This is a genomic window from Rhizobium sp. WYCCWR 11128 (genome assembly GCF_013416305.1).
Classification (GTDB): domain Bacteria; phylum Pseudomonadota; class Alphaproteobacteria; order Rhizobiales; family Rhizobiaceae; genus Rhizobium; species Rhizobium indicum.
In genome coordinates this window covers 175,116-201,176 of the sequence record NZ_JACCEZ010000001.1, presented here as the reverse complement: position 1 = coordinate 201,176, position 26,061 = coordinate 175,116, and the positions used below count along the sequence as shown (strand labels likewise).

Annotated in this window: 23 protein-coding genes and 1 other RNA gene; 9 read left to right on the top strand and 15 right to left on the bottom strand. The window is 61.2% G+C overall.

Features of this window, described 5'->3' with window-relative positions:
• Positions 1-2: 2 nt before the first annotated feature.
• The 10 genes from HX898_RS00985 to HX898_RS00940 form a co-directional block, all read right to left on the bottom strand.
• Positions 3-1,763 carry a penicillin-binding protein 2 gene (locus tag HX898_RS00985; protein ID WP_138330513.1) on the bottom strand — a complete coding sequence of 587 codons (1,761 nt, stop codon included), beginning with the start codon at positions 1,761-1,763 and terminating at the stop codon, positions 3-5.
• Positions 1,763-2,239 carry a hypothetical protein gene (locus HX898_RS00980; protein WP_138330512.1) on the bottom strand — a complete coding sequence of 159 codons (477 nt, stop codon included), beginning with the start codon at positions 2,237-2,239 and terminating at the stop codon, positions 1,763-1,765. Before HX898_RS00980 ends, HX898_RS00985 begins: the two co-directional genes overlap by 1 nt.
• A gap of 1 nt (position 2,240) precedes the next feature.
• A complete protein-coding gene (gene rsmH, locus HX898_RS00975; RefSeq protein ID WP_138330511.1) occupies positions 2,241-3,266 on the bottom strand; it encodes a 16S rRNA (cytosine(1402)-N(4))-methyltransferase RsmH in 1,026 nt (341 codons plus the stop codon).
• A 17-nt stretch (positions 3,267-3,283) separates the two neighbouring features.
• Positions 3,284-3,721, bottom strand: coding sequence for a division/cell wall cluster transcriptional repressor MraZ (gene mraZ / locus HX898_RS00970; protein WP_026188472.1), 438 nt, complete (start codon positions 3,719-3,721; stop codon positions 3,284-3,286).
• Between the two features lie 413 nt (positions 3,722-4,134).
• Positions 4,135-4,532: RNase P RNA component class A (rnpB, locus tag HX898_RS00965), an RNA gene on the bottom strand.
• Positions 4,533-4,689: 157 nt separating this feature from the next.
• Positions 4,690-5,865 (bottom strand): FAD-dependent oxidoreductase, encoded by a 1,176-nt coding sequence (locus tag HX898_RS00960; RefSeq protein ID WP_180193736.1) that lies wholly within the window; start codon positions 5,863-5,865, stop codon positions 4,690-4,692.
• Between the two features lie 87 nt (positions 5,866-5,952).
• Positions 5,953-7,143, bottom strand: a complete 1,191-nt coding sequence (locus HX898_RS00955; RefSeq protein WP_138330509.1) for an FAD-dependent oxidoreductase — start codon at positions 7,141-7,143, stop codon at positions 5,953-5,955.
• An 81-nt stretch (positions 7,144-7,224) separates the two neighbouring features.
• Positions 7,225-7,845, bottom strand: coding sequence for a lytic transglycosylase domain-containing protein (locus tag HX898_RS00950; RefSeq protein ID WP_138330508.1), 621 nt, complete (start codon positions 7,843-7,845; stop codon positions 7,225-7,227).
• A 261-nt stretch (positions 7,846-8,106) separates the two neighbouring features.
• Positions 8,107-8,868, bottom strand: coding sequence for an N-acetylmuramoyl-L-alanine amidase (locus HX898_RS00945; RefSeq protein WP_138330507.1), 762 nt, complete (start codon positions 8,866-8,868; stop codon positions 8,107-8,109).
• Positions 8,865-9,572, bottom strand: coding sequence for a DnaJ family molecular chaperone (locus HX898_RS00940; protein ID WP_025395328.1), 708 nt, complete (start codon positions 9,570-9,572; stop codon positions 8,865-8,867). Before HX898_RS00940 ends, HX898_RS00945 begins: the two co-directional genes overlap by 4 nt.
• A gap of 411 nt (positions 9,573-9,983) precedes the next feature.
• Between HX898_RS00940 and HX898_RS00935 the strand changes: the two genes are divergently transcribed.
• The 3 genes from HX898_RS00935 to HX898_RS00925 all read left to right on the top strand — a co-directional run bounded on the left by HX898_RS00935 (position 9,984) and on the right by HX898_RS00925 (position 12,947).
• Positions 9,984-11,195: a pyrophosphate--fructose-6-phosphate 1-phosphotransferase gene (locus HX898_RS00935; RefSeq protein WP_171598402.1), complete on the top strand. Its 1,212-nt coding sequence runs from the start codon at positions 9,984-9,986 to the stop codon at positions 11,193-11,195.
• A 57-nt stretch (positions 11,196-11,252) separates the two neighbouring features.
• Positions 11,253-11,888, top strand: coding sequence for a LysE family translocator (locus HX898_RS00930; RefSeq protein ID WP_003541440.1), 636 nt, complete (start codon positions 11,253-11,255; stop codon positions 11,886-11,888).
• Between the two features lie 114 nt (positions 11,889-12,002).
• Positions 12,003-12,947 (top strand): lytic transglycosylase domain-containing protein, encoded by a 945-nt coding sequence (locus tag HX898_RS00925; protein WP_138330505.1) that lies wholly within the window; start codon positions 12,003-12,005, stop codon positions 12,945-12,947.
• 44 nt (positions 12,948-12,991) lie between these two features.
• Here HX898_RS00925 and HX898_RS00920 read toward each other — a convergent pair whose 3' ends face one another.
• Positions 12,992-14,419: a serine hydrolase gene (locus HX898_RS00920; protein ID WP_138330504.1), complete on the bottom strand. Its 1,428-nt coding sequence runs from the start codon at positions 14,417-14,419 to the stop codon at positions 12,992-12,994.
• A gap of 214 nt (positions 14,420-14,633) precedes the next feature.
• Between HX898_RS00920 and HX898_RS00915 the strand changes: the two genes are divergently transcribed.
• From HX898_RS00915 to HX898_RS00895, 5 genes are all read left to right on the top strand, one after another.
• Positions 14,634-15,878: a DUF3419 family protein gene (locus HX898_RS00915; RefSeq protein ID WP_138330503.1), complete on the top strand. Its 1,245-nt coding sequence runs from the start codon at positions 14,634-14,636 to the stop codon at positions 15,876-15,878.
• Positions 15,875-16,549 carry a class I SAM-dependent methyltransferase gene (locus tag HX898_RS00910; protein ID WP_138330502.1) on the top strand — a complete coding sequence of 225 codons (675 nt, stop codon included), beginning with the start codon at positions 15,875-15,877 and terminating at the stop codon, positions 16,547-16,549. Before HX898_RS00915 ends, HX898_RS00910 begins: the two co-directional genes overlap by 4 nt.
• Before the next feature lie 125 nt (positions 16,550-16,674).
• Entirely contained in the window at positions 16,675-17,472 is a 798-nt protein-coding gene (locus tag HX898_RS00905; RefSeq protein WP_180193735.1) for a GH25 family lysozyme, read from the top strand.
• Between the two features lie 82 nt (positions 17,473-17,554).
• The gene (locus tag HX898_RS00900) at positions 17,555-18,772 is read left to right on the top strand and encodes a lytic murein transglycosylase (protein WP_180193734.1); all 1,218 of its coding nucleotides are present in this window, start codon (positions 17,555-17,557) and stop codon (positions 18,770-18,772) included.
• Between the two features lie 223 nt (positions 18,773-18,995).
• Entirely contained in the window at positions 18,996-19,901 is a 906-nt protein-coding gene (locus HX898_RS00895; RefSeq protein WP_180193733.1) for a DMT family transporter, read from the top strand.
• A gap of 480 nt (positions 19,902-20,381) precedes the next feature.
• Here the strand turns inward: HX898_RS00895 and metF are convergent, their stop codons facing one another.
• The 4 genes from metF to HX898_RS00875 all read right to left on the bottom strand — a co-directional run bounded on the left by metF (position 20,382) and on the right by HX898_RS00875 (position 24,967).
• Positions 20,382-21,290 carry a methylenetetrahydrofolate reductase [NAD(P)H] gene (gene metF, locus HX898_RS00890; RefSeq protein ID WP_180193732.1) on the bottom strand — a complete coding sequence of 303 codons (909 nt, stop codon included), beginning with the start codon at positions 21,288-21,290 and terminating at the stop codon, positions 20,382-20,384.
• Position 21,291: 1 nt separating this feature from the next.
• Positions 21,292-22,317, bottom strand: a complete 1,026-nt coding sequence (locus HX898_RS00885) for a metalloregulator ArsR/SmtB family transcription factor (protein WP_180193731.1) — start codon at positions 22,315-22,317, stop codon at positions 21,292-21,294.
• Positions 22,318-22,479: 162 nt separating this feature from the next.
• Positions 22,480-24,129 (bottom strand): energy-dependent translational throttle protein EttA, encoded by a 1,650-nt coding sequence (gene ettA, locus HX898_RS00880; RefSeq protein WP_012758311.1) that lies wholly within the window; start codon positions 24,127-24,129, stop codon positions 22,480-22,482.
• Positions 24,130-24,226: 97 nt separating this feature from the next.
• On the bottom strand, positions 24,227-24,967 hold the full coding sequence (locus HX898_RS00875; protein WP_138330498.1) for a ribonuclease: 741 nt from the start codon (positions 24,965-24,967) through the stop codon (positions 24,227-24,229).
• A 159-nt stretch (positions 24,968-25,126) separates the two neighbouring features.
• Between HX898_RS00875 and HX898_RS00870 the strand changes: the two genes are divergently transcribed.
• Positions 25,127-26,056: an alpha/beta hydrolase gene (locus HX898_RS00870; protein WP_180193730.1), complete on the top strand. Its 930-nt coding sequence runs from the start codon at positions 25,127-25,129 to the stop codon at positions 26,054-26,056.
• Positions 26,057-26,061 lie beyond the last annotated feature (5 nt).

Here is a 26,061-nt window from a genome sequence, read left to right as displayed (position 1 = left end):
ACTCAATAAGACACCAGCAAGGCCGATCCGCCCTCCCCGAATTTCGGCTCGATGCCGAGAATAGGGGCCGCACGCCTGATGATCTCGCGGGCGATCGGGCCGGCGGTACCGGCGGAGATCGTTCCGCCATAGGCTTTCTCGCCGGTCTTCGGCTCGTCGCAGAAAGTGATCACTGCATATCTGGGATCGTTCATGGGGAATGCGGCGATAAAGGAATTGAAATTCAGGGTTGCCGAATAACGCCCGTTCACCACCTTGTCGGCCGTGCCCGTCTTGCTGCCGACGGAAAAGCCCGGCACGCGGGCAACACGTCCGGACCCCTTGTAGCCGTTGAAGTCGAGGAGATAGCGGATCTCGTCGCTGGTTGTCTTCTTGATGACCTGCGTGGCAATCTCATCGGCCTGTTCGCGTGTGCGCGGTAGGAATGTCGGCTCGATCAGTTTGCCGCCGTTGACGAGAGCGGCAGCCGCCACCCCTGTCTGCAGCGCCGTCGTCGAGACACCATGGCCGAAGGAAATCGTGATCGAATTGATCTTCTTCCAAACGCGCGGCTGGCTCGGCATCTTCACTTCGGGCAGTTCGGTCTGCATCTTCGTCAGCAGGCCGAACTTGGTGAGATAGTCCTTCTGCGCGTCGATGCCGACGATGTCGATGACACGCGCCGTACCGATATTCGAAGAATACTGGAAAATCTCGGGAACGGTCAGCCAGCGGCGCTGCCCGTGAAAATCGTGGATGGTGAAGCCGCCGATATAGATCGATTTGCTGGCATCGAAACTGTCGGTCATCTTCACCTTGCCGCTATCGAGCGCCATGGCCAGCGAAAAGGTCTTGAACGTCGAGCCCATTTCGAAGGTGCCGTTGGTCATCCGGTTGAGCCAACCCTCCTTGGCGCCTTCCTGCGGATCGTTCGGATCGAAATCCGGCGCCGATGCCATGGCCAGCACTTCCCCCGTATGCACGTCGATGACCGCAGCACCGGCGCCCTTGGCCTGGAAGTTGTTGACGGCGTTGACGACCGCGTCCCGGACGATGTTCTGCACGCGCAGGTCGATCGATAGCCGCACCGGCTCGAGCGGCTGGTCGCTGGTCATGCCGACGGAGGCGAGATCGGCAAGCCCCTGGTCGTCGATAAATTTCTCCATGCCGGCGACACCGCGGTTGTCGATGTTGACGTAACCGAGGATGTGCGCGGCGGTCGCCCCACCAGGATAGAAGCGGCGCTTCTCCGGCCGGAAGCCGATGCCGGGAATACCGAGCGCCAGGATCTGGCTCTGCTGCTTCGGCGTCAGTTGCCGGCGCAGCCAGGCGAAATGCGAGGTCTTGACCGAGAGCTTCTTATAAGTGTCCCTGACGTCGAGTTCGGGCAGCACCGTTGCAAGCTTCTCGACCGCCTCGTCGGCATCGACGATCTTGTTCGGTTCGGCAAACAGCGAGACGGTGCGGATGTCGGTGGCCAGCACCTCGCCGTTGCGGTCGAGAATGTCGGGGCGCGAGGCCATCAGCCGGTCGGGCGGCAGGATGCTGGAGACGACCTCCTGATCCTTCATCGCATATTCGACGAGACGGCCGCCGATGACGGCGTAGACACCCATGAAGCCAAGGATCAGCAGGCCGACGCGGCTTTTTGCCTGCCCTGATTTCTTCTTGCGCGATCCCTCGATCGCCAGGCCGGCGGGGGAAGGACCGCCGAACCGGTTATAGACGCCGGCGGAGAAATGCGCCTGGCTCTTCAAAACCATGATGCGGGAAAGAAACGACATTATTCCTCCACCGATCCGGTTTCGATCTGGTCTGCATCCTCTGCCTCGCCGCGTGGCGCGGGCACCGGAATGGGCTGCGCCTTGGCGGTGGCTTGCACGCCCTTGGTGTCTGGTGCGCCTTTGGCGCTGGCCACGGTCGCGCTCTTCGCGCTGACCTTTGCCTCCGTCACGTCAGGCACGGGAACCTCGGATTTCAGCATCGGCAATTCCTTGGCATGCACGAGCGCCGTCGATTCCGTCGGCTGCAGCTTCAATTCTTCATTATAGGCCTTGACCAGCCGCTCCAGCCGGTTCGGCTGCGATTGCAGCGCCCAGTCGGCCTTGAGAAGGTCGATCGTGTCCTTCTCGAGCTTGATCTCTGCTTCGAGGCGATGAACCTCCTCGAGCTTCAATTCGGCGCGGTGCTTGATCGTGTAGGTCACGGCGGCGGTGGCCGTCATGACGCCGATGAGCACGAGATCGAACGTTTTCAGCATATCAACCTCCAAGCTTTCCGAGACTGGCAAGATTGGGAAACCCGAAGAGCGACATATCCGCGGCTTCGGCGGCGGCGTCCGTCCTCAGACCGGCGCGCAGCTTGGCGGAGCGGGCGCGCGGATTGATCTCCGCCTCCGCCTCGCTTGCCGAAACCATCGGCTTGCCGATCGCTGCAAAGGTTGCCGCCCGCTCATGCGCGACCGGCAGATGCCGCGAACCCGACGCCTTGCCGGCGCGGTCGGAGAAGAATTTCTTGACGATGCGGTCTTCGAGCGAATGAAAGGTGACGACGACAAGCCGACCGCCGGGTTTCAGCACCGATTCCGCCGCAAACAGCGCCTGCGCCAGTTCGCCGAGCTCGTCGTTGACGAAGATGCGCAATGCCTGGAAGACGCGCGTTGCCGGATGGATCTTGTCCTTCATCTTGCGCGGCGTGACGAGCTCGATGAGACCGGCGAGATCGCGTGTCGTTTCAAATGGCTTTTCGGCGCGGCGCTTCTCGATCGCATGGGCGATGCGCGGCGCCTGGCTTTCCTCGCCGAGAAAATGGAAGATGCGGATGAGATCCGCGACCTTGGCGCGGTTGACGACATCGGCGGCCGAAACGCCTTCGGCCGACATGCGCATGTCGAGCGGCCCGTTCTTCTGGAAGGAGAAGCCACGTTCGGCCTCGTCGATCTGCATGGAGGAGACGCCGATATCGAGCACGACGCCGTCGAGCCCGCCTTGCGGCGCATGATCGGCAAGATGCGAGAATTGCGAATGAACGAGCCTGAGACGACCGCCATGGGCGGCGACCATCGCTTGGCCAGCCGCAATCGCCGTCGGATCGCGGTCGAGCGCAATCACCTCGGCGCCAGCCGCAAGGATGGCCAAGCTGTAACCGCCAGCACCGAATGTACCGTCGAGGATGAGTTTGCCGGGCGCGGGCGCCAATGCCGCAAGCACTTCACCCAGAAGAACAGGAATGTGACGAACCGGTCCGCCACCGGCATCAGTTGAACCTCCGCCAGGATTCGCCACCATTCCGTTCCCTCGTTCTTTCAGGAACGCTTGCCCGCCAGCTTGCGCTCCCCTCGTGCCTGCGCCTGTGCGGCCACAAAAGCCTGCGGCTGCCAGAGCTGAAAATGATCCGCCCGACCGACGAAGGTCACTTCGTCCGAGATGCCGGTAAAGCCACGAATGAAATCCGTGACCATCAGCCGCCCCTCGGCGTCGAGCTTCATGAAGACCCCGCCTCCATGAATAAGAAGCGACATCTCGTTCGCATCCGGCGAAAACGGATCCTCCGCAGCAATCTGCCGTTCGAATCTTTCGAGAAGATCCGGACCGCCGATGCTGATCGCCGGAAACACAAAGTCCTGGAAGCAGTAGAGCTCCTGGACGTTGCGCTGCGCCAGCACGGAACGGAAAGCCGAAGGCACGGAAACCCTGCCCTTGGCGTCGATCCTGTTGGTCGCGTTCGAAAGGAAGCGGTTCATGACACGAAACATCCGTTCCCGCAGGGATCCGGACCAAAAGACGCCCGAAACTCCCGATATCAGGCACAGCTTCGCAAGCCGGATGAGCAAAAACCCCTCCGACGCTTCCGGAGAGGAAGGCGCCTTTGCTTTGCGATGAATGGGCAGGTGATTGCCCTGGTGCAGTGCGCATTTGGGATAGCATGGGACCATATGGGCGTCAATGGGATACGCCTATTTTGCAATAGACGCATGATCAAAAATTTATAAGCCGTTAAGTTTAACAAAGGGTTAGCGGCGTCATCTTACATATGACACGCATTGGTATTCCTGCAGGAAAAATCCATCCAATGGATGCATAAACATCTGCTTGAAAAACAGCCGGTTTCAGCGACTTACGCTGAAAATCCGGCTGCCGCGCCCGCAAGATGATAATCGCCAGTTGGCCTGTAAGCCGGGTTCTGTATGGCTCCGGCGTGAACCGGAACGTGGCAGCCATTCCTCTGGGACAGCGTTCGCACGCTGCCTCACGCAACCCACCCGGATGACTGGCCTGGAAACCAGCCGGAAAGCCTTTCGGCCTACCGCGTCATCCCTATTCGGTCTTGCTCCCGGTGGGGTTTACCGTGCCATTTCCGTTGCCGGAGATGCGGTGGGCTCTTACCCCACCCTTTCACCCTTACCTGTCATGACAGGCGGTTTGCTTTCTGTGGCACTTTCCCTGAGGTCGCCCTCGCCGGACGTTATCCGGCACCGTGTTTCCGTGGAGCCCGGACTTTCCTCACCCTACCGCCTTTCGGCATTGGTAAAGCGCGGCTGCCCAGCCAACTGGCAGGGCTCCCATAAACGAGAGAGATCGCAATTGCTATCGAAATAAATGATATCGCTCAGAGCAATTCCAGCAAAACTGCGCAGCGGTTTTGCGTCCGGAATTGCGCAAGAACAAAAACAGGGAGCACCTCCGTGATTCGGAGAAAAACGGAAATGCTCTAGCGAAATTGCGGTGTGAAATCCGTCGAGTAGCCCTGTTCGCCGATTCCGCCTGACAAAAGCAGCTCGGCCCCAAGCCGACCGATTTCGTCCGAGCTCTTGGCCGACGTGCCGGCGCAGCCCGTCAGCACCGCGATCTCCGGCGATGAGCTATAGCCGATCATCGGGTAGCCGCTTTCCGTATGCGACACGACGCAGGCGGCCGCCGAAATCGAAAGCGGCACCATATCGGGCACGAGACCTTCAACGATGCGCTTGAGATGCGCGCGCACCTTATCGCGCCCCTCGGTCTTGAACCAGGCGCGCATTTCCGTGTCGTCGCTGAGCGCCAGATCGTCAGGATCGCCGCCGATCTTCAGGTAGAATTTGCCGTCGGGATACCGGATCGGCGGAAGCAGGTAGATATCGATGCCGGGCGCCCGGAGAATGAGCGACGGCATCGCGGCCAGGCGCGCCGCGTCGGCCTCGCTTACCTCGAAAAGCGTCACGGTCCGGGCATAAACCGTCATGGCAACAGGCTGCGGCAACAGATTCTCCGCAATGGAAAATCCGCCCGCTGCCAGCAGCACCTTTTCAGCACGATGGGTCAGGCCACCTGATGTCTCGACGACAGCCGACCCACCTTCGCTGCGGATCGAAACGACATGATCGCGGATGACCGTGGCGCCTGCCTTTTCCGCCAGCAGCGATTGGGCTTTCACAAGCTTGCGCGGACTGATGTGGCCGGCGCCCCTCGCCTCGAAGACACCCGCGCCCCCATCGGGAAAGGCGAAGAAGGGAAAGGCGGCTTTCAGCCCCTGCTCGTCGAGCAGGCTGGTCTCGACGCCGAGCGAAACGGCGGCCCGTCGGGTTTTCTCGAGATAATCGCCCCCGGTCGGCGCGACGACGACGCAGCCGACCTCGCGATAGAAATCGATACCGCTGTCGCGGGCGATCTCGCCATAGCGGTCGATCGAGCGGTTGGCGAGCAGTGCCCAATTGCGGTCGGGATCGATGGTGCGAGTGATGCGCCCCTCGTCGTAATGGCTGGCGAAGACGCCCTGATGCGCCTTGCGGTCATCAGGCTCGTCCGGGCCAATCACCGCGACACCGTCCGCTTGGCGCGCCAGATGCCGCGCCGCTGCTGCCCCCATCAACCCGCGGCCGACGACGATATATTTGAAATCGACTGCCATGCTGTCTCCTCTCAACAGCGCCGCGCGCCTTTTCAGACGCGCAGAGGACGCTGTAACACTTTGAATTGCTGCATTCGATTTAAGGAATCATGCAGCAGCGAAAACCGGCGTCAGTGCGCCGCCGAAATCCGCTTCGCCCAGCTGCCCTTCCGCCAGAAGCACGGCTCCTAAGCGGCCGAGTTCGTCGGAAGATTTGGCCGCAACGAAATTGCCGCCGGTCAGCACCGCGATGCGCGGCGACTGCGTAAATCCGGCATAGGGATAACCGGTCGGCGTGAAATTCGCTACGCAGGGCGCCGAGGTGACCGGGCAGCCGGCAAGCCCCGGCATCAGCTGCAGGGCGACGCGCGAGAGATGATTGCGCTCGGCGGCACTGCCGTCGGAACGGAACCACGCCCCCGCATCCTCCAGCCTGCCGAAGGAAAGCGCCTCGGTGTCGCCACCGAGTTTCAGATAAGTCTTGCCGTCGGGATAACGCACCGGCGGCAGGATATAGATGTGATCCTCTTCCCGGTCACCGAGCACGATCGTCGACGGCATATCGCCGAAGATCGCCATCTCGCGTTCGCCGATCTCATAGAAGGCGACCGTTCGCGCCATGACCCTGGTATCGACGGGACGCGGCAGCAAGGCATGGAAATTACTGAAACCGCCAGCGGCGACCAGCACGCGCTCGGCGCTGTAGCTTCTGCCGCCGGCCATCACCTGGACATGGGAACCCGCATCGCGCACCGATGTTGCGGTCGCCTCGATCAGCGATACGCCGCCCTGTTCGGCAAGCTTTGCCTGCGCGCGCACTAGCGCCCGCGGGTTGATGTAGCCGGCGCGCTTGCGCTCGAAATATCCTGTGAAATCGGCGGCGACGGCAAGATAGGGAAAACGTTGGCTAAGTTCCGACGGTGCGATGGTCTCGATATCGCTGCCGAGCGTCCGGCTGACCGTCAGCGCCCTTTCGATATAGTCCTGCTCGTCCTTCTCAGGACCGGCAAAGAGGCAGCCGACCTCCGAATAGAAGGAGATGCCGCTCTTTGCCTCGATCTCGCCGTAGCGGTCAAGCGCGCGGGCGGCGAAGGTCCCCCAGGCAAGATTGCCATCGAAGGTGCGGGTGATGCGCGCTTCGTCGTAATGGCTGGCGAAGACACCGTGATGGGCCTTGCGCTCCTCTGGCTCGCGCGGGCCGATGAGTGCGATGCCGTCGGCCATCGAGGAGAGATGCCGTGCGGCGGCGGCACCCATCATGCCGCGTCCGATGATGATGAACCTGAAATCGACTGCCATATCCCACCTCGCTAAATTCCAGCGATACCATGGCAATCATCTTGAATCATCCAGCTCTTGTCAGGGATAAGCGCTTCAGGCTCAGAGCATTGCCAGAACCTTGCCGCAATAGGACTTGGACACCGGGTTCATGCGCGTGGCGCCATGACCGGCATTATATTTGAGGATGGTGTTGCAGGTCTGGCCACCACCGAGATCATGGGCGGCAGCCAGATATTTCATGCCGTACTTGATGTTGGTTTCCGGATCGAACAGGCCCTTGGCGCTGCCGGAATAGCCCATCATGCGGGCAGTTGCAGGCTTAATCTGCATCAGGCCGATTTCACCGTGGCTGCCGCGCGCATTCGGATTGAAATTGCTTTCGATGCGGATGACCGCGGTCGCAAGCGCAACCGGTACATCATATTGGCTCGCATATTTGCTGATCAGTGCGGAATAGGAATTGCCGGAAACATTGGCGACGGGATAACCGCTCTGGCGCTCGACCGTCTTCAGCGGGCGCTCCGCCGTCTTGAGCGGACGCTTCGCCGGCTTGACCGAACGCTCCGCTTTCTTCAACGGGCGCTCTGTCTTCTTTGAAGGACGCTCGACCTTCTTCACCGGCGCATCAGCTCGCACACCCCAATCATTCGCAAAGGCAAAGCTATTTCCGGCCAGCACCATGCCAACGCATGTTGCAGCAACAACAATCAGTTTTCTCATGTAGTCTTGATCACTCCGACCCAAAGAATTACCGGACGGCGCGCCTCGCTGTCATAATGAATACCAGATCAATGGCAGATCAGGATTCGCGGTAATTCTTATCGTTTCACATAACGCCAGTGGTTTAACTCGAAAACAACCCCGAGCCCCGGTTGGCGACGTTCTTAGACCATCGCAATGAGGAGATAATAGGGAAATGATGTGGCAGGCCGAATTTCGCGCTGCAGTGCGAAATTCGGCGTTTCAGTAATTGTCGAGGAATCAGGAATAACGCGGCAAAGCCGACAGCAGCCGGTGCAATGTGTCGATCGTCGAGAAATCGGCGATGCCATCTATCCGTTCGGGCCGAAAATGCCGCTGGAAAGCTTCGACGTCACCGGCCATTTTTTCCGAGAATTCGCCTGTGATTTCAGTGCCGTAACCATAAAGCGACAGCATCGACTGCAGCGCTTCCACAGGTTGGCCGGTATCGCCGCGCTGGAAGAAGCGCCCGCCGGTGATCGTTGCCGGCTCGACCCAGTGCCCAATGCCCGCTTGGTAGAGCGCGGCCCAGGGGAATTTCTCGCCCGGATCGACCTTGCGGATCGGAGCAACATCGGAATGCCCGAGGACCCGTTCAGGCGTGATCGACCAACGTTTGACACAGTCGCGACACAATTCGATCACCGCGGCGATCTGCTCTTTCGGATAATCAGGAAGCCCGCCCGGATGGCCGGCATTGGCGATCTCGATGCCGATCGACAGCGAATTGATATCGGTCTCGCCGTGCCAGCTGCTTTTTCCCGCATGCCAGGCACGCCGCATTTCCGGCACGAGCTGCACGACCTCGCCATTCTCATGCACGAAATAATGGCTGGAAACCTGGCTTTCGGCGCGACAGAGCCAGTCGAGCGCACCATCTGCCGTCGGCATGCCGGTATAGTGCAGGAGGATCATATCCGGACGGCGCCCGTCCGCCCGTTCGCCGTGGTTCGGCGAAGGCTGCACGTGGGCGCTTCTGCAGTCGGCCTCGAAAGAGGTCATGCGGCGCGGCGTTCCTTCTCGATCGCCTCATAGGCCGCGTTCAGCGCCGCCATGCGCTCATTGGCGATCACATGGAATTCCTTCGGCACGCCGCGCGAGATCAGCCGGTCGGGATGATGTTCGCTGACGAGGCCGTGGTAGCGGCGGCGGATGGTCGGGAAATCATCCGAAGGCGAGACGCCAAGCACCTTGTAGGGATCACCGCCGGTCGAGACGTGACGGGCGGCGATCTGCTCGAAGCGGGTCTCGCTCATCTGGAAGATCTCGCCGATATGGCCCAGGAAATTCAGTTCCTTCTCGTGGATCAGCCCGTCGGCCTTGGCGATGTGGAAGAGCCCGTCGAGCACGTCTTCCAGCACCGGGCAATTGGCCGCACAGGTAACGCAGAGCGTGGAGAGCCGTTCGGCATAGGCTTCGTAGCCGGCGACGTCCTGACGCGCGAGATTGTAAAGCCTGGCGACATTTTTCGCCTGATCCTGCGGAAACTCGAAGATTTCGCGAAAGGCTTCGACCTCCTTCTCGCTGACGATGCCGTCGGCCTTGGCCATCTTGGCCGACAGCGCGATGATCGCCACCGAGAAAGCCACCTTACGCCGGGTCTCGGGATCGCCTTCAAAAACCGTGCGGATAGCCTCGACCACCGCAGACAGCGCATTGCCTGCGGTATTGCCAATGGCATTCAACAGTTTTTCCCAGAAGGACATCGAAAATCTCACACACGTGTCAACTTATAGAGAAACAGCTTGACCAAAGAATCGCAGCCTTTGCAAGGCGACTATTCGTCGTAGGGCCGAACACAGTTTTCACGATTTGGTAATTGTCGCACCGCAACAAACGATTCATCACGCCCGCTTTCATCTCGCGTGAGGGCATGGCCGGCAGTCGCGGGCATCGCCCGGGCACGTGGATTCCGGAGCGCGCGGCGGAAATTTCCACGGGCAGTTCCCGACACGTAGACCGGGTTGAAACGATTATATCAGCACTTCGCGTCGCCTTTGCGATCCAACACGGCAGAAACGCGCATTTTTCGTAAATTCTTTACTTTACAGGGCCCTTTCCCTGCCGCATCCATGCGCTAGCTAACGCTGCCGCACCGAAACACCGTAGGAGGGATCATGGCCAAACAGAAAGTCGCAATGCTGACCGCCGGAGGCCTGGCGCCCTGTCTTTCGTCCGCCGTCGGCGGCCTTATCGAACGCTATAGCGACGTCGCGCCCGAGCTCGAAATCGTCGCTTACAAGTCGGGCTACCAGGGTGTGCTCCTCGGCGACAGCATCGAGATCACCCGCGCGATGCGCGAAAAGGCGCCGCTGCTGCACCGCTATGGCGGCTCGCCGATCGGCAACAGCCGCGTCAAGCTCACCAATGCCGCCGACTGCGTCAAGCGCGGCCTGGTCAAGGAAGGCGAGAATCCGCTGCGGATCGCCGCCGAACGCCTCGCCAATGACGGCATCACCATTCTCCACACGATCGGCGGCGACGACACCAACACCACGGCCGCCGACCTCGCCGCCTACCTCGCCGCCAACGGCTACGATCTGACCGTCGTCGGCCTGCCGAAGACTGTCGACAATGACGTCGTGCCGATCCGCCAGTCGCTCGGCGCCTGGACGGCCGCCGAAGTCGGCGCGCATTTCTTCGACAATGTCGGCAACGAGCAGACGGCCGCCCCCCGCACCCTCGTCATCCATGAAGTCATGGGCCGCCATTGCGGCTGGCTGACGGCCGCCACCGCCCGCGCCTATCTGCAGCGCACCAGCCGCAACCAGTATGTCGACGGCCTGATGATGGACGCGCACCTGAAGAGTATCGACGCCGTCTACCTGCCTGAGATGGCCTTCGACCTCGACGCCGAGGCCGCCCGCCTGAAGGAAAGCATGGACCGCAACGGCCACGCCACGGTCTTCGTCTCGGAAGGCGCCTGCCTCGATGCCATCGTCGCCGAGCGCGAAGCCGCCGGCGAGACCGTCAAGCGCGATGCTTTCGGCCATGTGAAGATCGACACGATCAATGTCGGCGCCTGGTTCCAGAAGCAGTTCGCCAATCTGCTCGACGCTGAGCGTTCCCTCGTGCAGAAATCAGGTTATTTCGCGCGCTCGGCGCCCGCCAACGGCGATGACCTCAGGCTGATCCAGAGCATGGTCGATCTCGCCGTCGAAAGCGCGCTCAATAAAGTCTCCGGCGTCACCGGCCATGATGAAGGCCAGAACGGTAAATTGCGCACTATAGAATTCCCGCGCATCAAAGGCGGCAAGGCTTTTGACCTTTCGACGGCATGGTTTGCCGAAGTCATGGACAATATAGGCCAGAAATACAAAGAAGCGTGATTGACGGATGGTTAATATGATGTCTTTGCTTGTTCCTGAGGAATAGGAGGAGACACCATGTCACTTGAAGCTTGGCTCGCTTTTGCGGCCGCATCCGCCATCATGCTGGCCATACCGGGGCCGACGATACTGCTCGTCGTTTCCTATGCGCTCGGTCATGGGCGCCGGACGGCGTTCGCGACGGTGGGCGGCGTGGCGCTTGGTGACTTCACGGCGATGACGGCTTCTCTCTTCGGTCTCGGCGCCGTCCTGGCCGCCTCCGCGACCCTCTTCACCGTCTTGAAGTGGATCGGCGGCGCCTATCTGATCTGGTTGGGAATCAAGCTCTGGCGGGCTCCCATCATCGGCGAACCGGTTGCCGACAACGACAACCTGCCGGAGGAGAAGTCGCTCAAGATCTTCCTCCACGCCTATGTCGTCACCGCCCTCAATCCGAAGAGCATCATCTTCTTCGTCGCCTTCGTGCCGCAGTTCCTCAATCCGGCCCTGCCCTTCGTCGGGCAGATGGCGATCATGGAAGCGACCTTCCTCGTTCTGGCGATCCTCAACGCCTCTACCTACGCCCTTCTCGCCCATAGCGCGCGCGGACTGATTCGCAAGGCGAGCATCCAGCGCGCAGTAAACCGAACCGGAGGCACTCTGCTGATCGCTGCAGGGGCTGTAACGGCCGGGTATCGCCGTATTGCAGCCTAGTAATATTCCGTGGTTGCCGGAATGCCACGAATAGGTTAATGGGGTCACCAGGGCTTAGGCTTTTGGTAACTTTTATACGCTGCCGGGGCGGCGCGATTTCACGAAAGTGGCGGAATGGTAGCGATCGGATTATCCGGCCTGAAACGCAGTCTTGTCGTCTCGACGATACTCTGCGGCGTGATGACGGGATGTACGAGCGTCGAATACACGTCCCAGGCCGAACTGACAGCCGCCCAGACCGTCGTGCCGATGCCGAAACCCGGCGAAGATGCAACACTCGCCGCGATCCCGACAGCCGAAGGCACAGCCGGTCAGGCGGTGGCAGGCGCCACCATTCCCCAGGCACCCCCCTCTTTGACCGCAACGGCGATGCCGGCCGTGACGACAGCTTCTCAGCCTGGCGATCTTGCCATGCAGGCAGGCATGCAGCCGGCAGCCTATGCGCAGATCCCGCTGACGCCCGAAATGACGGCGATCCAGTCCGTCGTGCCGACGCCGCGTCCGGGAACGGCGGCACAGCCGACGACGCAGCTTGCCTTTGCCGCGACACCGCAAAACAGCGCGCTTGCAGCACTTGCCGCAGTCGACACCACGCCGCGCGCCAGCATGGACTACGGTTTCGACGAATCCGGGCCGATCGATCCGCCGACCGCACCCCCGATGTTCAGCGACGACGACAAAGACGATGCGCCGACCGTCGAGAAGAGCTTTGTCACCAAGCTCATTCAGAAATATTCGAAAATCTACGAAATTCCCGAGACCCTGCTCCATCGCGTCGTCCATCGCGAGAGCCGCTATAATGCGAAGGCCTACAACAAGCGCGGCTATTTCGGCCTGATGCAGATCAAGTACAACACCGCCAAGTCCATGGGCTACGGCGGCGCCCCGGGCGGCCTCTTCGATGCCGAGACCAACATCAAATATGCCGCGAAATATCTGCGCGGAGCCTGGCTCGTCTCCGACAGTAAGGAAGACGACGCCGTTCGCCTTTACGCGCGCGGTTATTATTACGACGCCAAGCGCAAGGGCATGACCGACATCGCCCAAGGTAACTACTGAAACCGGGCAATTGCTGAAGTAGGGATGACGACTGAAACGGCGGCCTATGGCTGCGGCTGGGCTTGTCGTTGCGATCCGGCCTGCCGCTGCGACGCCCCCGAAGTCGGCAGGGCCGCCAGGATCGCCTTGAGAAGCACCTGCGGCTGGTAGTCGAGCCAGCTCGGCGTCAGGCCAAGCCTGACGACCACCAGATTGGCCGAAGGCACGATCGCCACGCTCTGCCCGTCGTGCCCCGTCAGCCAGAACGTATCCTCAGGCAGCCCGGCCCCAGCGCTCGAGCCGCGGCCGGGCGCCAGCCAGGCCTGGCCCTGCGAATACCGCCCGTTCGAAGCCGCCGTCGGGGTGCGCATGGCGCCGACGAAACCCTCCGGCAACAGTCGCTGGCCGTTCCACACGCCATCCTGCAGCAGGAACTGCCCGAAGCGCGCCCAGTCATGCGCCGTCGCATAGAGATAGGAGCTTCCGGCGAACGTGCCGCGCGCATCGAGTTCGAACACGGCGCTCGTCATGCCGAGCGGCGCAAACAACGCATCGTGCGGATAGGAAAAGGCCGCCTGAGCATTGCCGACCCTGTCCATCCAGATGCGCGAGAGCAGCACGGCCGTGCCGCTCGAATAGCGGAAGCGCTGGCCGGGTGCCGCCTCCATCGGCGCATTGGCCGGCAGCGATACCATGTCGGGATCGAGATAGAGCATGCGCGTCACATCGGCGACGTCGCCATAGTTCTCGTTGAAGGCAAGACCGCTCTCCATGCCGAGCAGATCGGAAACCTTGATCTTGGCACGCGCATCGTTCTTCCACTGCGCCAGCAGGTTATCGTCGTCGAAGGAGATCTTGCCGCCGAGCATCTGCCGGCCGAGGATCGTCGCATTTACCGTCTTCGTCATCGACCAGCCGATCAGCGGCGTCTTCGCCGAGAAGCCGGGTCCATAGGCCTCAGTGACGATGCGGCCATTGCGCACCACCACGATCGCCCGCATGGCCGGGCCGGCAACACCGGGATCTGCCAGCAGCGCCGCGATCTTCCCGTCCGCTGGATTGCCGGTTCCCTCGCCCTCCGGCCACAAGGCGTCGTTCGCCTGCATCTTGACCGGCGGATCGAAAGGCGCTGCATTCGCCGCCGCCTCGAAATTGCCGTCCGGCACGCTCGTGCAGCCGAAAGCACCGCGATAGAGCGCATAACTCGGCGCAAACAGCCCCATGAAGCGCGCCGTCACACGGTCGTTGTCTCGGTCGACGCTGACGCGCACCAGCCGCAGCAGCGGATTTCCAGGCGCCTGGACGTCGTCATGGAGCACATCCTCGGCCTCGCGGCCGGCAATGAAGACGTTGGAGCAGACGATCTTTGCGGCATAGCCGTCGCCGACCCGCAGCAATTCCGGCGGCTGGGCGAAGAGCCAGCCGGCGGCGCCGATGACGACGAGGACGACAAGGAGAGCAAGCGCCTTCAGAATACGCAGGACAAATCGCATGACATTCCTCCATGACGGGAGAAAAGCAGGAATCGCACCCGCCGGAAAGGGGCCGACGCGAAGAAGGCGCACCATACCAATCACTTCCTGAAGATGTGATTGAGATCACGCTTCATTGAAGCCGCAGCCTCGCGAGAGGGCGCTCACAGCCCACGTCATCAAACTGTAGCAGTGGCGCGCTACACGCCCTGAACGCTAAAAAGGTGACAGACTCATGTCAGAATTTGCACCGGATGCCGGCTTCCGCAAGAACCGGAAACTCAAGGATGCCCTTCTCCGCCATAAGGCTTTTTCGAAGGATGGCTTTTCCGAGCGTCTCTTCGGCCTTCTCTTCTCCGGCCTCGTCTATCCGCAGATCTGGGAGGATCCGGATCTCGACATGCAGGCGATGGAGCTGAAGCCAAACCATCGCATCGTCACCATCGGCTCCGGCGGCTGCAACATGCTCGCCTATCTCTCCAAAGCGCCGGCTTCGATCGACGTGGTCGATCTCAACCCGCACCACATCGCGCTGAACCGCCTGAAGCTTGCCGCCTTCAAGCATCTTCCCGGCCATGCCGATCTCGTCCGCTTCCTGGCAATGCCGAACGAAAAGTCGAACAGCCGCGCCTACGACCAGCATCTCGCCGCCCGTCTCGATGAGGCGACCCGCAGCTACTGGAACGGCCGTAAATTCGGCCGTCGCCGCGTCACAGTCTTCGACCGCAACATTTACGAAACAGGCCTGCTCGGCCGCTTCATCGGCGCCGCCCACCTTCTTGCCCGCCTGCATGGCGTCAAGCTGCGCGAGATGACCAAGACCCGCTCGATCCGTGAGCAGCGCCAGTTCTTCGACGAACAGATCGCGCCGCTCTTCGAAAAGCCGGTCGTGCGCTGGATCACCGGCCGCAAGAGCTCGCTCTTCGGCCTCGGCATTCCGCCGCAGCAATATGACGAACTCGCAAGCCTTGCCGCCGATCATTCGATCGCGCCGGTGCTGAAGCACCGCCTGGAAAAGCTCGCCTGTCATTTCCCGATGAGCGACAACTATTTCGCCTGGCAGGCCTTCGGCCGCCGCTATGGCACCGAATCGGAAGGCCCTTTGCCGACCTATCTGAAGTCGGAGCACTATCAGGTGATCCGCGCCAATGTCGACCGCGTCAATGTCCACCACGCAAGCTTCACCGAGCTTCTGGCCCGCGAGCCGGCCGCCTCACGCGACCGCTACATCCTGCTCGACGCACAGGACTGGATGACGGACGAGCAGCTGAACGACGTCTGGACGGAAATCACCCGCACGGCGCGCGAAGGCGCCCGCGTGATCTTCCGCACCGCCGCCGAAAAAAGCATCATCGAAGGCCGTCTGGCTCCGGCGATCCGCGACCAATGGGATTACTTCGAAGAGAAGTCGCGTGAACTGACTGCGCTTGATCGTTCGGCAATCTACGGCGGCTTCCACATTTACGGGAAGAAAGCGTGAGCAAGGTCGGCACTGAGACGGCAGGACAGAGCGATGAACATGCCAGCCTCATGGATGGCATGTACCGCTACCAGCGCCATATCTACGACCTGACCCGCAAATATTATCTTCTCGGCCGTGACAGCACGATCCGCAACCTCGACGTGCCCGAAGGCGGCACGCTGCTTGAAGTCGGCTGCGGCACCGGGCGCAACATGGCTTTCGCCCATAGGCATTTCCCGACCGCCAAGCTGTTCGGCCTCGACATTTCCCAGGAAATGCTGATTTCGGCGCGCAAGACCTTCGCCACCAAGGCGACGATCCCGGAATTCCGCGTCGCCGACGCCACGGCCTTCACACCGCGCGAATTCGGCGTCAGCGGTTTCGACCGCATCCTGATTTCCTACGCCCTGTCGATGATCCCGGACTGGGAGCGCGCCGTCGACGCATCGATCGCTGCCCTCAATCCCGGCGGCCAGCTGCACATCGTCGATTTCGGCCAACAGGAAGGCTTGCCGGGCTGGTTCCGGCGCATGCTGCAGTCCTGGCTTGCGAAATTCCACGTCACCCCGCGCCCCGATCTGCGCCCGGTCCTGGAAGCGCAAGCCCATGAAAACAACGCGACATTGTTGTTCGATACCGTCGGCGGCGGTTATGCCTGGCGGGCAGCTATTATCAGCAAGCGCTCATAATTCGCTTGAAACTAACCGATTTTTTACGTTGATATGATGAAAAGAGGGTTATCCTCTGCTGACTCGTCTTTTTCGAAGGTCAGGTTGTGGGGCAAAGAGATCATTCGAGCTACGACGGGACGCCCATGCGCCGGCTTTTGTTTTGCGTTTTGCCCTTGGCCGTCCTTTTGGCCGGTTGCAGTTCCTCCGGTTATGACTACCTCGAAACGGCGTCGATCAAGCCGAAGACGCGCTTCAAGGATACCGATCCCCAGGATTTCGGAGCCAAGCATCCGCAGCTCAACCAGGTGCACGGCATCGATATTTCCAAATGGCAGGGCGATATCGACTGGGGCACGGTGAAGAATTCCGGCGTCGCCTTCGCCTTCATCAAGGCCACCGAAGGCAAGGACAGGGTCGATCCGCGCTTCGACGAATACTGGCGAGAGGCCCGCGCCGCCGGCATCCCGCACGCTCCCTATCATTTCTATTATTTCTGCTCTTCGGCCGATCAGCAGGCCGACTGGTTCATCCGCAACGTGCCGAAGGAGGCCATGCGCCTGCCGCCGGTGCTCGACGTCGAATGGAACGCTGAATCGAAGACCTGCCGCTACCGCCCCGACGCCGCAACGGTGCGCGCCGAAATGCAGCGTTTCATGGATCGGCTGGAAGCCTATTACGGCAAGCGCCCGATCATCTATACCTCGGTCGATTTCCACCGCGAAAATCTCGCCGGCTACTTCCAGGATTATCATTTCTGGGTTCGTTCGGTGGCAAAACACCCCGAGGTGACCTATTCCGACCGCCGCTGGGCCTTCTGGCAATATACCTCGACCGGCGTGATTCCCGGCATCAGCGGTCCGACCGATATCAATGTCTTTGCCGGCAGTGCAAAGAACTGGAACAATTGGGTCGCAGCCGTTTCCAAGGATAGAAATTCTTAGTAACGTCCTGCGATGTTTCTTGCTTCCGTCACATTCGTCTGTGAAAGCGACGGGAAATCTTTTTGATATAAGGACCGCATCCATGCACCGCTCGCTCGCAAGCCGCTCTGCACTCGCCCTCCTGTTTGCGCTTGCCCTCGCCGGCGGCGCGGCCGCCCAGCAGGCGCCGGACGCAGCCTCGGCCGCACCCTGTGGCGGCGATCTGTCCGCCTTCCTCGAAGGCGTGAAGAAAGACGCAATCGCAGCCGGCGCCAGTGCGGCAGCCGCCGACGAGGCCTTTGCCGGCGCCGATATCGACCCCAAAGTCCTGAGCCGGGATCGCGCCCAAGGCGTCTTCAAGCAGACCTTCCTCGAATTCTCCCAGCGCACCGTCAGCCAGGCCCGCCTCGACATCGGCCGCCAGAAGATGAAGCAATATGCCGACGTCTTTGCTCGCGCCGAGCAGGAATTCGGCGTGCCCCCGGGCGTCATCACCGCCTTCTGGGCGATGGAAACCGATTTCGGCGCCGTCCAGGGCGATTTCAACACCCGCAACGCCCTGGTGACGCTGTCGCATGATTGCCGCCGTCCGGAACTCTTCCGTCCGCAGCTGATCGCCCTGATCGAGATGGTTCAGCACGGCGACCTCGACCCCGCCACCAATACCGGCGCCTGGGCCGGCGAGATCGGCCAGGTGCAGATGCTGCCGCGCGACATCATCGCCTATGGCATGGATGGCGACGGTGACGGTCATATCCGCCTGAAGCAGAGCGGCCCGGACGCCATCCTGACGGCGGCGAAATTCATCCAGCACCTCGGCTTCGAGCGCGGCCAGCCCTGGCTGCAGGAAGTGACCGTGCCCGACAACCTGCCCTTCGAGAAATCCGGTCTTGGCGGCACGATGAAGGCCGCCGAATGGTTCGCACTCGGCGTCAAGCCGCGCGACGGCAATATAGCTTTCGGCGATCTCGAAGGCGACCTCGTCCTCCCGCAGGGCCGCATGGGACCGGCCTTCATCGCCTACCCCAATTTCAAGATCTATCTCGAATGGAACAAGTCGTTCATCTACACGACCTCGGCCGCCTATTTCGGGACGCGCCTTTCGGGCGCCGAACCCTATCTCAAGGGCGTGCCGGAACAGGGGCTTGCCAGCGACCAGATGAAGGCCTTGCAGACCAAGCTGCAGTCGCTCGGCCATGATGTCGGTGAGATCGATGGCATCCTCGGCTCCGGCACGCGTGTCGCGATCCAGAAGGAACAGCAGCGCCTCGGCATGCCGGCCGACGGCTGGGCGACGCCTGCCCTTCTCAACGCCCTCTGATCCTAGAGCATGCCGCGCAAAAGTGTGCAGCGGTTTTGCGACAACGGCATGCGTAAAAACAAAGAGCTAAAGCGCGACGAGCGAATCCGAAAGATCGCGACGCGCTTTAGCTGACATCTTGCCGCCCGCTTCGCAAGAAACGGGTGGCGCGATCCGCCGCCTGCGATACAGCATGAAACCGAAAACCGTTTTTCGGCAAACGGCTTGCGGTGGAGGAACCGGCGTGGACAGCAGAATGAATGCCTGGACCTGGGGTCTGCTGGTCCTGCTCGGCCTGATCTGGGGCGCCTCCTTTTTCTTTGCCCGCATCGCCGTCCAGCACGTGCCGCCGCTGACCCTAGTCTTCTTCAGGCTGCTGCTCGCAGCGCTGGCGCTGCATATCTATATCGCCGGCCGTTTCGACTTCTATGCGATCCTCAAGGCCCGCTGGCGCGAATTCCTGATCCTCGGGCTCATCAACAATGCCCTGCCGCATGCGCTGATCTTTTTCGGCCAGACCCGCATCGGCGCCGGTCTGGCGGCGATCCTGAATGCGACGACACCGATCTGGACCGTGTTGATCGCCAACTACTTCACCTCAGACGAGAAGCTGTCGCCGGCAAAGATCGCCGGCTGCCTGGTCGGGCTGGCCGGGACGATCGTGCTGATCGGCCCCGGCATATCGGCCGGTGGCCAAGCCCCGCTCTGGGCGCTGCTTCTTCCCGTGCTTGCCGCGATCTCCTATGGTTTCGCCGCCACTTACGGAAAACGCTTCAAGAATGTTCCCGCCCCTGTCACCGCAGCCGGACAGTTGACCGCCTCTTCGCTGATTGCGCTGCCGCTGTCGCTGCTGGCCGATCGTCCTTGGGCGCTTGCCGCACCGTCGCTCGATGCCCTCCTCGCCATCCTGGCACTGGCGCTGCTGTCGACCGCCTTCGGCTACATCCTCTATTTCCGGATCATGGCGGCGGCTGGCGCCACCAATGCCTCGCTCGTCACCCTGCTGGTGCCGCCGAGCGCCATCCTTCTCGGCGTGCTCTTCCTCGGAGAAAGGCTCGCGCTGAGCGAGTTTGCCGGCATGGCGCTGATCGGTTTCGGCTTGGTCATTCTCGACGGCCGCGCCTATCGCATGCTCGCGAGGGCCACCTGAAACCGGTTGCGAATTCCACATGTTTTCAACCGGTTGCGAGCCTGCCATGTTTTAGGCGCATAGGTAAATGTGCGATCGCCCGATTTAACGGCATGTTAAAATCTGTGAACAAAAATTTGTTGAAAATTAAGAGGTAATTTCAAATACTTGCTGAAACGCTATTCGACTTATTCACCGAACCCTTCTGCATTGCAGCATAAAATCTGCTTCCCAACCGACATATTTCAGACATATTATCGGCCGGTTAACGCGAGGAGACAGACATGGGACTCACGCAATCCTTGAATGTTCTGTTGGTCAGTGCAGCGTTTGCTTTCGTCTTGTCCATGCTCTTTATCTGAGCTGGCCGACGAAAGTGTAATGACTGATAGTGCCTAAACTCCTGAATAGCTGATCAATCCGCCAACGAAAAAGCGCATGTCCCGCCCGACATGCGCTTTTCACTTTTACAGCGCCACGCGTCTTTCAGACGCGTAAAGATCAGGCGGCTGCGCCCGCACTTTTTGCCGCCCCGCGGGGGCGGGACAGGCCGAGATTGTCGAGCACGGCGGAAACCAGCGGCGCACGGTTCATCGTATAGAGATGGAAATCGTGGATGCCGCGCCGGACGAGATCTTCGATCTGTTCTGCAGCGACTTCGGCGGCGACCTTCGCCCGCTCCTCGGGCTTGTCGTCGAAGCCTGCGAAGCGCTCGTCGAGAAAGGCGGGGATGATCGTGCCGCAGGCCCCGGCGAAGCGCTTCAGCTGCGTCAGGTTCTGGATCGGCATGATGCCGGGCACAACGGGGATCGAGATGCCGGCGCCGCGCACCCGTTCCAGGTAACGCTCGAAATTATCGTTGTCGAAGAAGAACTGCGTCAGTGCCCGGTCGGCGCCATTGTCGGCCTTGCGCTTCAACATGTCGATATCGGCCGCCGTGTCGCGACTTTCCGGGTGTTTTTCCGGATAGGCGGAAACCGAAATCTCGAAATCGCCGATTTCCTTCAAGCCGGCCACCAGCTCCGCCGCATTGGCATAACCGCCGGGATGTGGCTGGTAGGGCGCGCCGGCACCACCGGGCGCATCGCCGCGCAGCGCCACGAAATGCGTCACGCCGGCCTTGCGGAACGTGTCGACCACCTGATGCGTCTCCTCCTTCGTCGCGCCGACGCAGGTGAGATGCGAGGCTGTGGCAAGCGGTGTCTGCGACAGGAACCGCGTAACGGCGGTCAGCGTCGGCGCTTTGGTGGTGCCGCCGGCGCCATAGGTCACCGAGACGAAATCCGGATCCCAATCCTGCAGTTCGCTGACGGTATGCCAGAGCTGCCCTTCCATCTCCTCCGATTTCGGCGGGAAAAATTCGAAAGAGACCCTGATGTTGCGACCGCGCGCATCGTTTTTCAAAGCCATGTCATACCCTCCCGGCAAATGTAGGTTCGGCGCCTTCGCTTAGTTGCGAAGCCATGAGGCGCCTCGGATCGCGCGCGAGCCAGACGGTGACCGTCAACCCCTGCCCGCTTTGCTGACCCGGATGAAGATCGACGACCTGTTCGACGTCGAGCCCAGCCTTGCGCAACCAGTCGGACATTGCCTGGTGCGAAAAACCGAGACGGACATGCGCATGCTCATCGCGGAGATATTCGAGCGTGTGCGGCGCAAGATCGATGACCACGAGCCGCCCGCCCGGCCGGAGCATGCGCGCCGCTTCCGCGATCGCAATCTCCGGCTGATCAAAGAAATGCAGCACCTGATGGATCGTCACCAGATCGAAGTCCTGTGCCTCGAACGGCAGGTTCAGGATATCGGCGTGGCGCACGGTGGCCTTGGTGATGCGGGACTTGTCGAGATTGGCGCGCGCCACACTCAGCATGTCGCGGCTGGCATCGACGCCGGTCGCCCGACGGTAGAGCCCGGACAGGAGTTCGAGGATGCGGCCGGTGCCGGTACCGAGATCGAGCAGCGAATCGATCGGCTGGCTGCCGAGCAGCCGGATGACGGCGGCGTCGACCTCCTCATCGGCCGCATGCAGGCGGCGAAGCTCGTCCCATTCGGCCGCGTTGCGGCTGAAATAGGCCTGTGCCCGCTCGGCGCGCTGGCGCTTGACCTGCGAAAGCCGCTCGCCGTCGCGAAGGATTGTTGGATCGTTCTCGGAAACATGCTTCAGCAGCGCTCGCACCAGCATGGCGGCCTTACCGTCCTGCTTGAGGCGGAAATAGGCCCAGGCACCCTCCTGGTAGCGTTCGATCAGTTCGGCCTCACCAAGCAGCTTCAGATGGCGGGAGATGCGGGGCTGGGATTGGCCGAGAATTTCGGTAAGATCGGTCACCGTCAGATCGCCGCCGTCAAGCAGCGCCAGAAGACGCAGGCGCGTGGGCTCGCCGGCCGCCTTCAAGACGTCCACCAGCGCATCCAGTCCAAGCTTCAAGGGTTCGCTCATCTTCGATCCAATCAAGATATAAAGATATCTTTATGTGATTTGAAAAGCGGTGGCAAGCGGCAATTCGCACTCTCCGCGAAATTGGCTGCTCAGATTGCGACAAGGCGTGACATGAAAAAGCCCCGGCCGAACCGGGGCTTTCGCAAGCAAAAATGAGTGAAATCAGCGTGTCAGGCGCTTGTGAGCCTGGCTGCCCGGGTTAAGGGCGTCGGGGCCGAGACGGCGAACCTTGTCCTGTTCATAATCCTCGAAGTTGCCTTCGAACCATTCGACATGGCCGTCGCCTTCGAAAGCGAGGATATGCGTCGCCAGACGGTCGAGGAACATGCGATCATGGCTGATGATGATGGCGCAGCCGGCGAAGTTCTCCAGCGCGTTTTCCAAGGCACCCAGCGTTTCCGTATCGAGGTCGTTGGTCGGTTCGTCGAGCAGCAGAACGTTGCCGCCGGCCTTCAGCATCTTGGCAAGGTGAACACGGTTGCGCTGACCACCCGAGAGATTGCCGACCTTCTGCTGCTGATCGCCGCCCTTGAAGTTGAAGGCGCCGCAATAGGCACGGGAGTTCATGTCGAACTTGCCGAGCTTGATGATTTCGGCGCCGCCGGAGATTTCCTCCCAGACCGTCTTGTCGGCCGCAAGGGTGTCACGGCTCTGGTCGACATAACCGAGATGCACGGTCTCGCCGATGCGGATCGAACCGCCATCCGGCGTTTCCTGGCCAGTGATCATCCTGAATAGCGTCGTCTTACCGGCGCCGTTCGGGCCGATGATGCCGACGATGCCGCCTGGCGGCAGCTTGATCGACAGGTCGTTGATCAGCGTGCGGCCCTCGAAGCCCTTGGTGATGCCGTCCATCTCGATGACCACCTGGCCGAGGCGCTCGCTGACCGGGATGATGATCTGCGCGTCGCCGGGACGCTGCTTCTCGGCGGCATCCACCAACTGCTCGTAGGACTTGATACGCGCCTTGGACTTGGCCTGACGGGCCTTCGGGCTGGAAGCGATCCATTCCTGTTCGCGGCTGATCGCCTTCTGGCGCGATGCGTCTTCGCGGCTTTCCTGCAGCATGCGCTTGGCTTTCGCCTGCAGGTAGGCCGAATAGTTGCCTTCGTAGGGAATGCCACGGCCGCGGTCGAGTTCGAGGATCCAGCCGGTGACGTTGTCCAGGAAGTAGCGATCGTGGGTAATCATCATCACGGCGCCCGGATAGTCGCGCAGATGTTTTTCGAGCCAGGCGATGGTTTCGGCGTCCAGGTGGTTGGTCGGTTCGTCGAGCAGCAGCAGATCCGGCTGCGAAAGCAGCAGGCGGCAGAGCGCGACACGGCGTCGCTCACCACCCGAAAGGCTGGTGACATCGGCGTCGCGCGGCGGGCAGCGTAGCGCTTCCATCGCCATCTCGACCTGGCTTTCCAGATCCCAGAGGTTCTGGCTGTCGATGACGTCCTGAAGCTTGGCGCCCTCTTCCGCCGTCTCATCGGAATAGTTCATCATCAATTCGTTGTAGCGATCGAGGACAGCCGTCTTCGAGGCAACGCCTTCCATGACGTTCTCGAACACCGTCTTGTTTGCATCGAGGTGCGGCTCCTGCTCCAGGTAGCCGACCGTTGCACCTTCGGCGAGCCAGGCTTCGCCGGTATACTCCTTGTCCTGGCCTGCGATGATGCGCAGCACGGTGGATTTACCCGCGCCGTTCGGACCGAGGATACCGATCTTGGCATCCGGGTAGAACGAAAGGTGGATATTCTCCAGGATCTTCTTGTTGCCATAGGCCTTGTTGAGGCCGGACATATGATAGATGAACTGACGTGCCATGCTGCGCTGCTCCGGGCGGGAAACTTCGATTGTGCCGCTATGTAGGCGAAACAGCGCCTGCGGGCAACGCCAAACCCGGTTTACTCAGGATTTCCGGTCAAAAGCCTACAGCGTCGACGACGCCCTCGTCACAGCCGAACGACGTTTTTCCAGCACCCTGGATCAGATCGGCAAGCCCGGCACTTTTCGCCGATGCCGCCCCGGCGGCTTCCGAAAGCCCGATCGTCAGCTCGCTGATCATCCTGACATTGCCGGCCCGCCGGCAGCTCATCTTGACACGGTCGCCGGCACCCGGGCCGAAGCTCTTGTCGAAAGCCGCCTTGATCGCGTCTGCCTTGACCGGCTTGCCGATATTGGCAGCGAAAAGATCGCGCACCGCCGACGCGTTGAGAGCGCTTACGAGATGCATGCCGACGCCGAAATAGTCGTCGGCACTCATCTTCGTGCAGGTGCCATGCTTCACCCATTCATGCCGTTCCAGGCCGGATTGCGTGCCGGGCATCGCCTTTGCCAGCGCCGTCTTCGTCTCAGCCGCAAGCGTGACCTCCGGCAGCTTGTTCCAGTCGCCATCCTTGTCGGCGGCCTTCTGATCGGCGCTCACGCCGCAATAATCCTGCCGCATCGGCCAGAGCCCGTGCAACGAAAAGTTCGTCGCGTCGGGGCGCTCGCCGGTCTGGCTCGCACACTCGGCTTTCTTCTGGTTCGTCTGGCAAAAGGCCGGCTGCCAGCTTGCCGCCAGAATGAAGCGGGTGCGCCCGCCGGCCTCCTGCGCCACGGCGGCGCCGGCAACAATCATCGACACAGCGAACGACAAGGTACGCAACTGCATGCTGCTCATTTCAACCCCCAAAAAAAGAACAATACAGGAACAAATAAGCATCAAATTCAAAAGGCCGCAACCCTGAATCGCAACAAGGCAGCAATTTGTTATCAGATAATCAAACGCCCATATTGCAATTACCCAGCGATCTGGTCTGTTGCCGCCGGGAGGACCCACATGTTTTCTGAAAAGCATAGGCTCGCCGTGCCAGGGGCGTCGCTGGCCTATCACCATGCCGAGGCCATCACCCCTCCGCGCGGCATCCTGTTGATATCGCATGGCTTGGCTGAACATTCGAAACGATACCGCGTCTTTGCCGAGGCGATGGCGGCACGTGGTTATCATGTCTATGCCCATGATCATCGAGGCCACGGCGAGACGACGGCACCCGATGCGCCGATCGGCCGCTTCGCCGGGCGGGGTGGGGTCGAAAGGGTGATCGGCGACGCTATCGCCATGCGCGGCCATGCGGCCTCCCGCCATCCCGGCCTGCCGGTGATCCTTTTCGGACATTCGATGGGCGGCCTCATCGCCCTCAACGCTGCCGTCACGGCTCCGGCCGACTTCGACGCCGTCGCCGTCTGGAATTCGAATTTCGCCGTCGGCCTTGCCGGCCGCGCCGCCCAGGCGATCCTGCTTGCCGAGCGCATGCTGAAGGGCTCCGACGTGCCGAGCGGCATGTTGCCGAAGCTCACCTTCGGCGCCTGGGGCAAATCCATTCCCGGCCGCCGCACCGAGTTCGACTGGCTGTCGCGCAGACCTGATGAAGTCGACAAGTATGTCGCCGATCCGCTCTGCGGCTTTGACGCCTCAGTCTCTCTCTGGTTCGATCTCTTCGAGCTGACCTTCCGCGCGCCGCAGAAAATCCACCTCGACCGGCTGCCGCGGGACATGCCGATCCATCTCGTCGGCGGCGAAGAAGACCCGGCGACGGAGCGTGGAAAAGCCGTGCTCTGGCTGTCAAATCATTTGAAAGGCCAAGGCTTCTCCCGTATCAGCACTGAGATATATCAGGACATGCGGCACGAAACACTGAATGAGATCGGCGCGGATGCGGCGATCGCGGCCTTTGCGGACTGGTGCGACAGGGCCGTCGCAAGATCCTGAGCGAT

Coding starts and splice junctions, on each gene's coding strand:
- HX898_RS00985 (WP_138330513.1), bottom strand. CDS start 1,763: ATGTCGTTTCTTTCCCGCATCATGGTTTTGAAGAGCCAGGCGCATTTC.
- HX898_RS00980 (WP_138330512.1), bottom strand. CDS start 2,239: ATGCTGAAAACGTTCGATCTCGTGCTCATCGGCGTCATGACGGCCACC.
- rsmH (WP_138330511.1), bottom strand. CDS start 3,266: ATGGTGGCGAATCCTGGCGGAGGTTCAACTGATGCCGGTGGCGGACCG.
- mraZ (WP_026188472.1), bottom strand. CDS start 3,721: ATGAACCGCTTCCTTTCGAACGCGACCAACAGGATCGACGCCAAGGGC.
- HX898_RS00960 (WP_180193736.1), bottom strand. CDS start 5,865: ATGGCAGTCGATTTCAAATATATCGTCGTCGGCCGCGGGTTGATGGGG.
- HX898_RS00955 (WP_138330509.1), bottom strand. CDS start 7,143: ATGGCAGTCGATTTCAGGTTCATCATCATCGGACGCGGCATGATGGGT.
- HX898_RS00950 (WP_138330508.1), bottom strand. CDS start 7,845: ATGAGAAAACTGATTGTTGTTGCTGCAACATGCGTTGGCATGGTGCTG.
- HX898_RS00945 (WP_138330507.1), bottom strand. CDS start 8,868: ATGACCTCTTTCGAGGCCGACTGCAGAAGCGCCCACGTGCAGCCTTCG.
- HX898_RS00940 (WP_025395328.1), bottom strand. CDS start 9,572: ATGTCCTTCTGGGAAAAACTGTTGAATGCCATTGGCAATACCGCAGGC.
- HX898_RS00935 (WP_171598402.1), top strand. CDS start 9,984: ATGGCCAAACAGAAAGTCGCAATGCTGACCGCCGGAGGCCTGGCGCCC.
- HX898_RS00930 (WP_003541440.1), top strand. CDS start 11,253: ATGTCACTTGAAGCTTGGCTCGCTTTTGCGGCCGCATCCGCCATCATG.
- HX898_RS00925 (WP_138330505.1), top strand. CDS start 12,003: ATGGTAGCGATCGGATTATCCGGCCTGAAACGCAGTCTTGTCGTCTCG.
- HX898_RS00920 (WP_138330504.1), bottom strand. CDS start 14,419: ATGCGATTTGTCCTGCGTATTCTGAAGGCGCTTGCTCTCCTTGTCGTC.
- HX898_RS00915 (WP_138330503.1), top strand. CDS start 14,634: ATGTCAGAATTTGCACCGGATGCCGGCTTCCGCAAGAACCGGAAACTC.
- HX898_RS00905 (WP_180193735.1), top strand. CDS start 16,675: ATGCGCCGGCTTTTGTTTTGCGTTTTGCCCTTGGCCGTCCTTTTGGCC.
- HX898_RS00900 (WP_180193734.1), top strand. CDS start 17,555: ATGCACCGCTCGCTCGCAAGCCGCTCTGCACTCGCCCTCCTGTTTGCG.
- metF (WP_180193732.1), bottom strand. CDS start 21,290: ATGGCTTTGAAAAACGATGCGCGCGGTCGCAACATCAGGGTCTCTTTC.
- HX898_RS00885 (WP_180193731.1), bottom strand. CDS start 22,317: ATGAGCGAACCCTTGAAGCTTGGACTGGATGCGCTGGTGGACGTCTTG.
- ettA (WP_012758311.1), bottom strand. CDS start 24,129: ATGGCACGTCAGTTCATCTATCATATGTCCGGCCTCAACAAGGCCTAT.
- HX898_RS00875 (WP_138330498.1), bottom strand. CDS start 24,967: ATGAGCAGCATGCAGTTGCGTACCTTGTCGTTCGCTGTGTCGATGATT.
- HX898_RS00870 (WP_180193730.1), top strand. CDS start 25,127: ATGTTTTCTGAAAAGCATAGGCTCGCCGTGCCAGGGGCGTCGCTGGCC.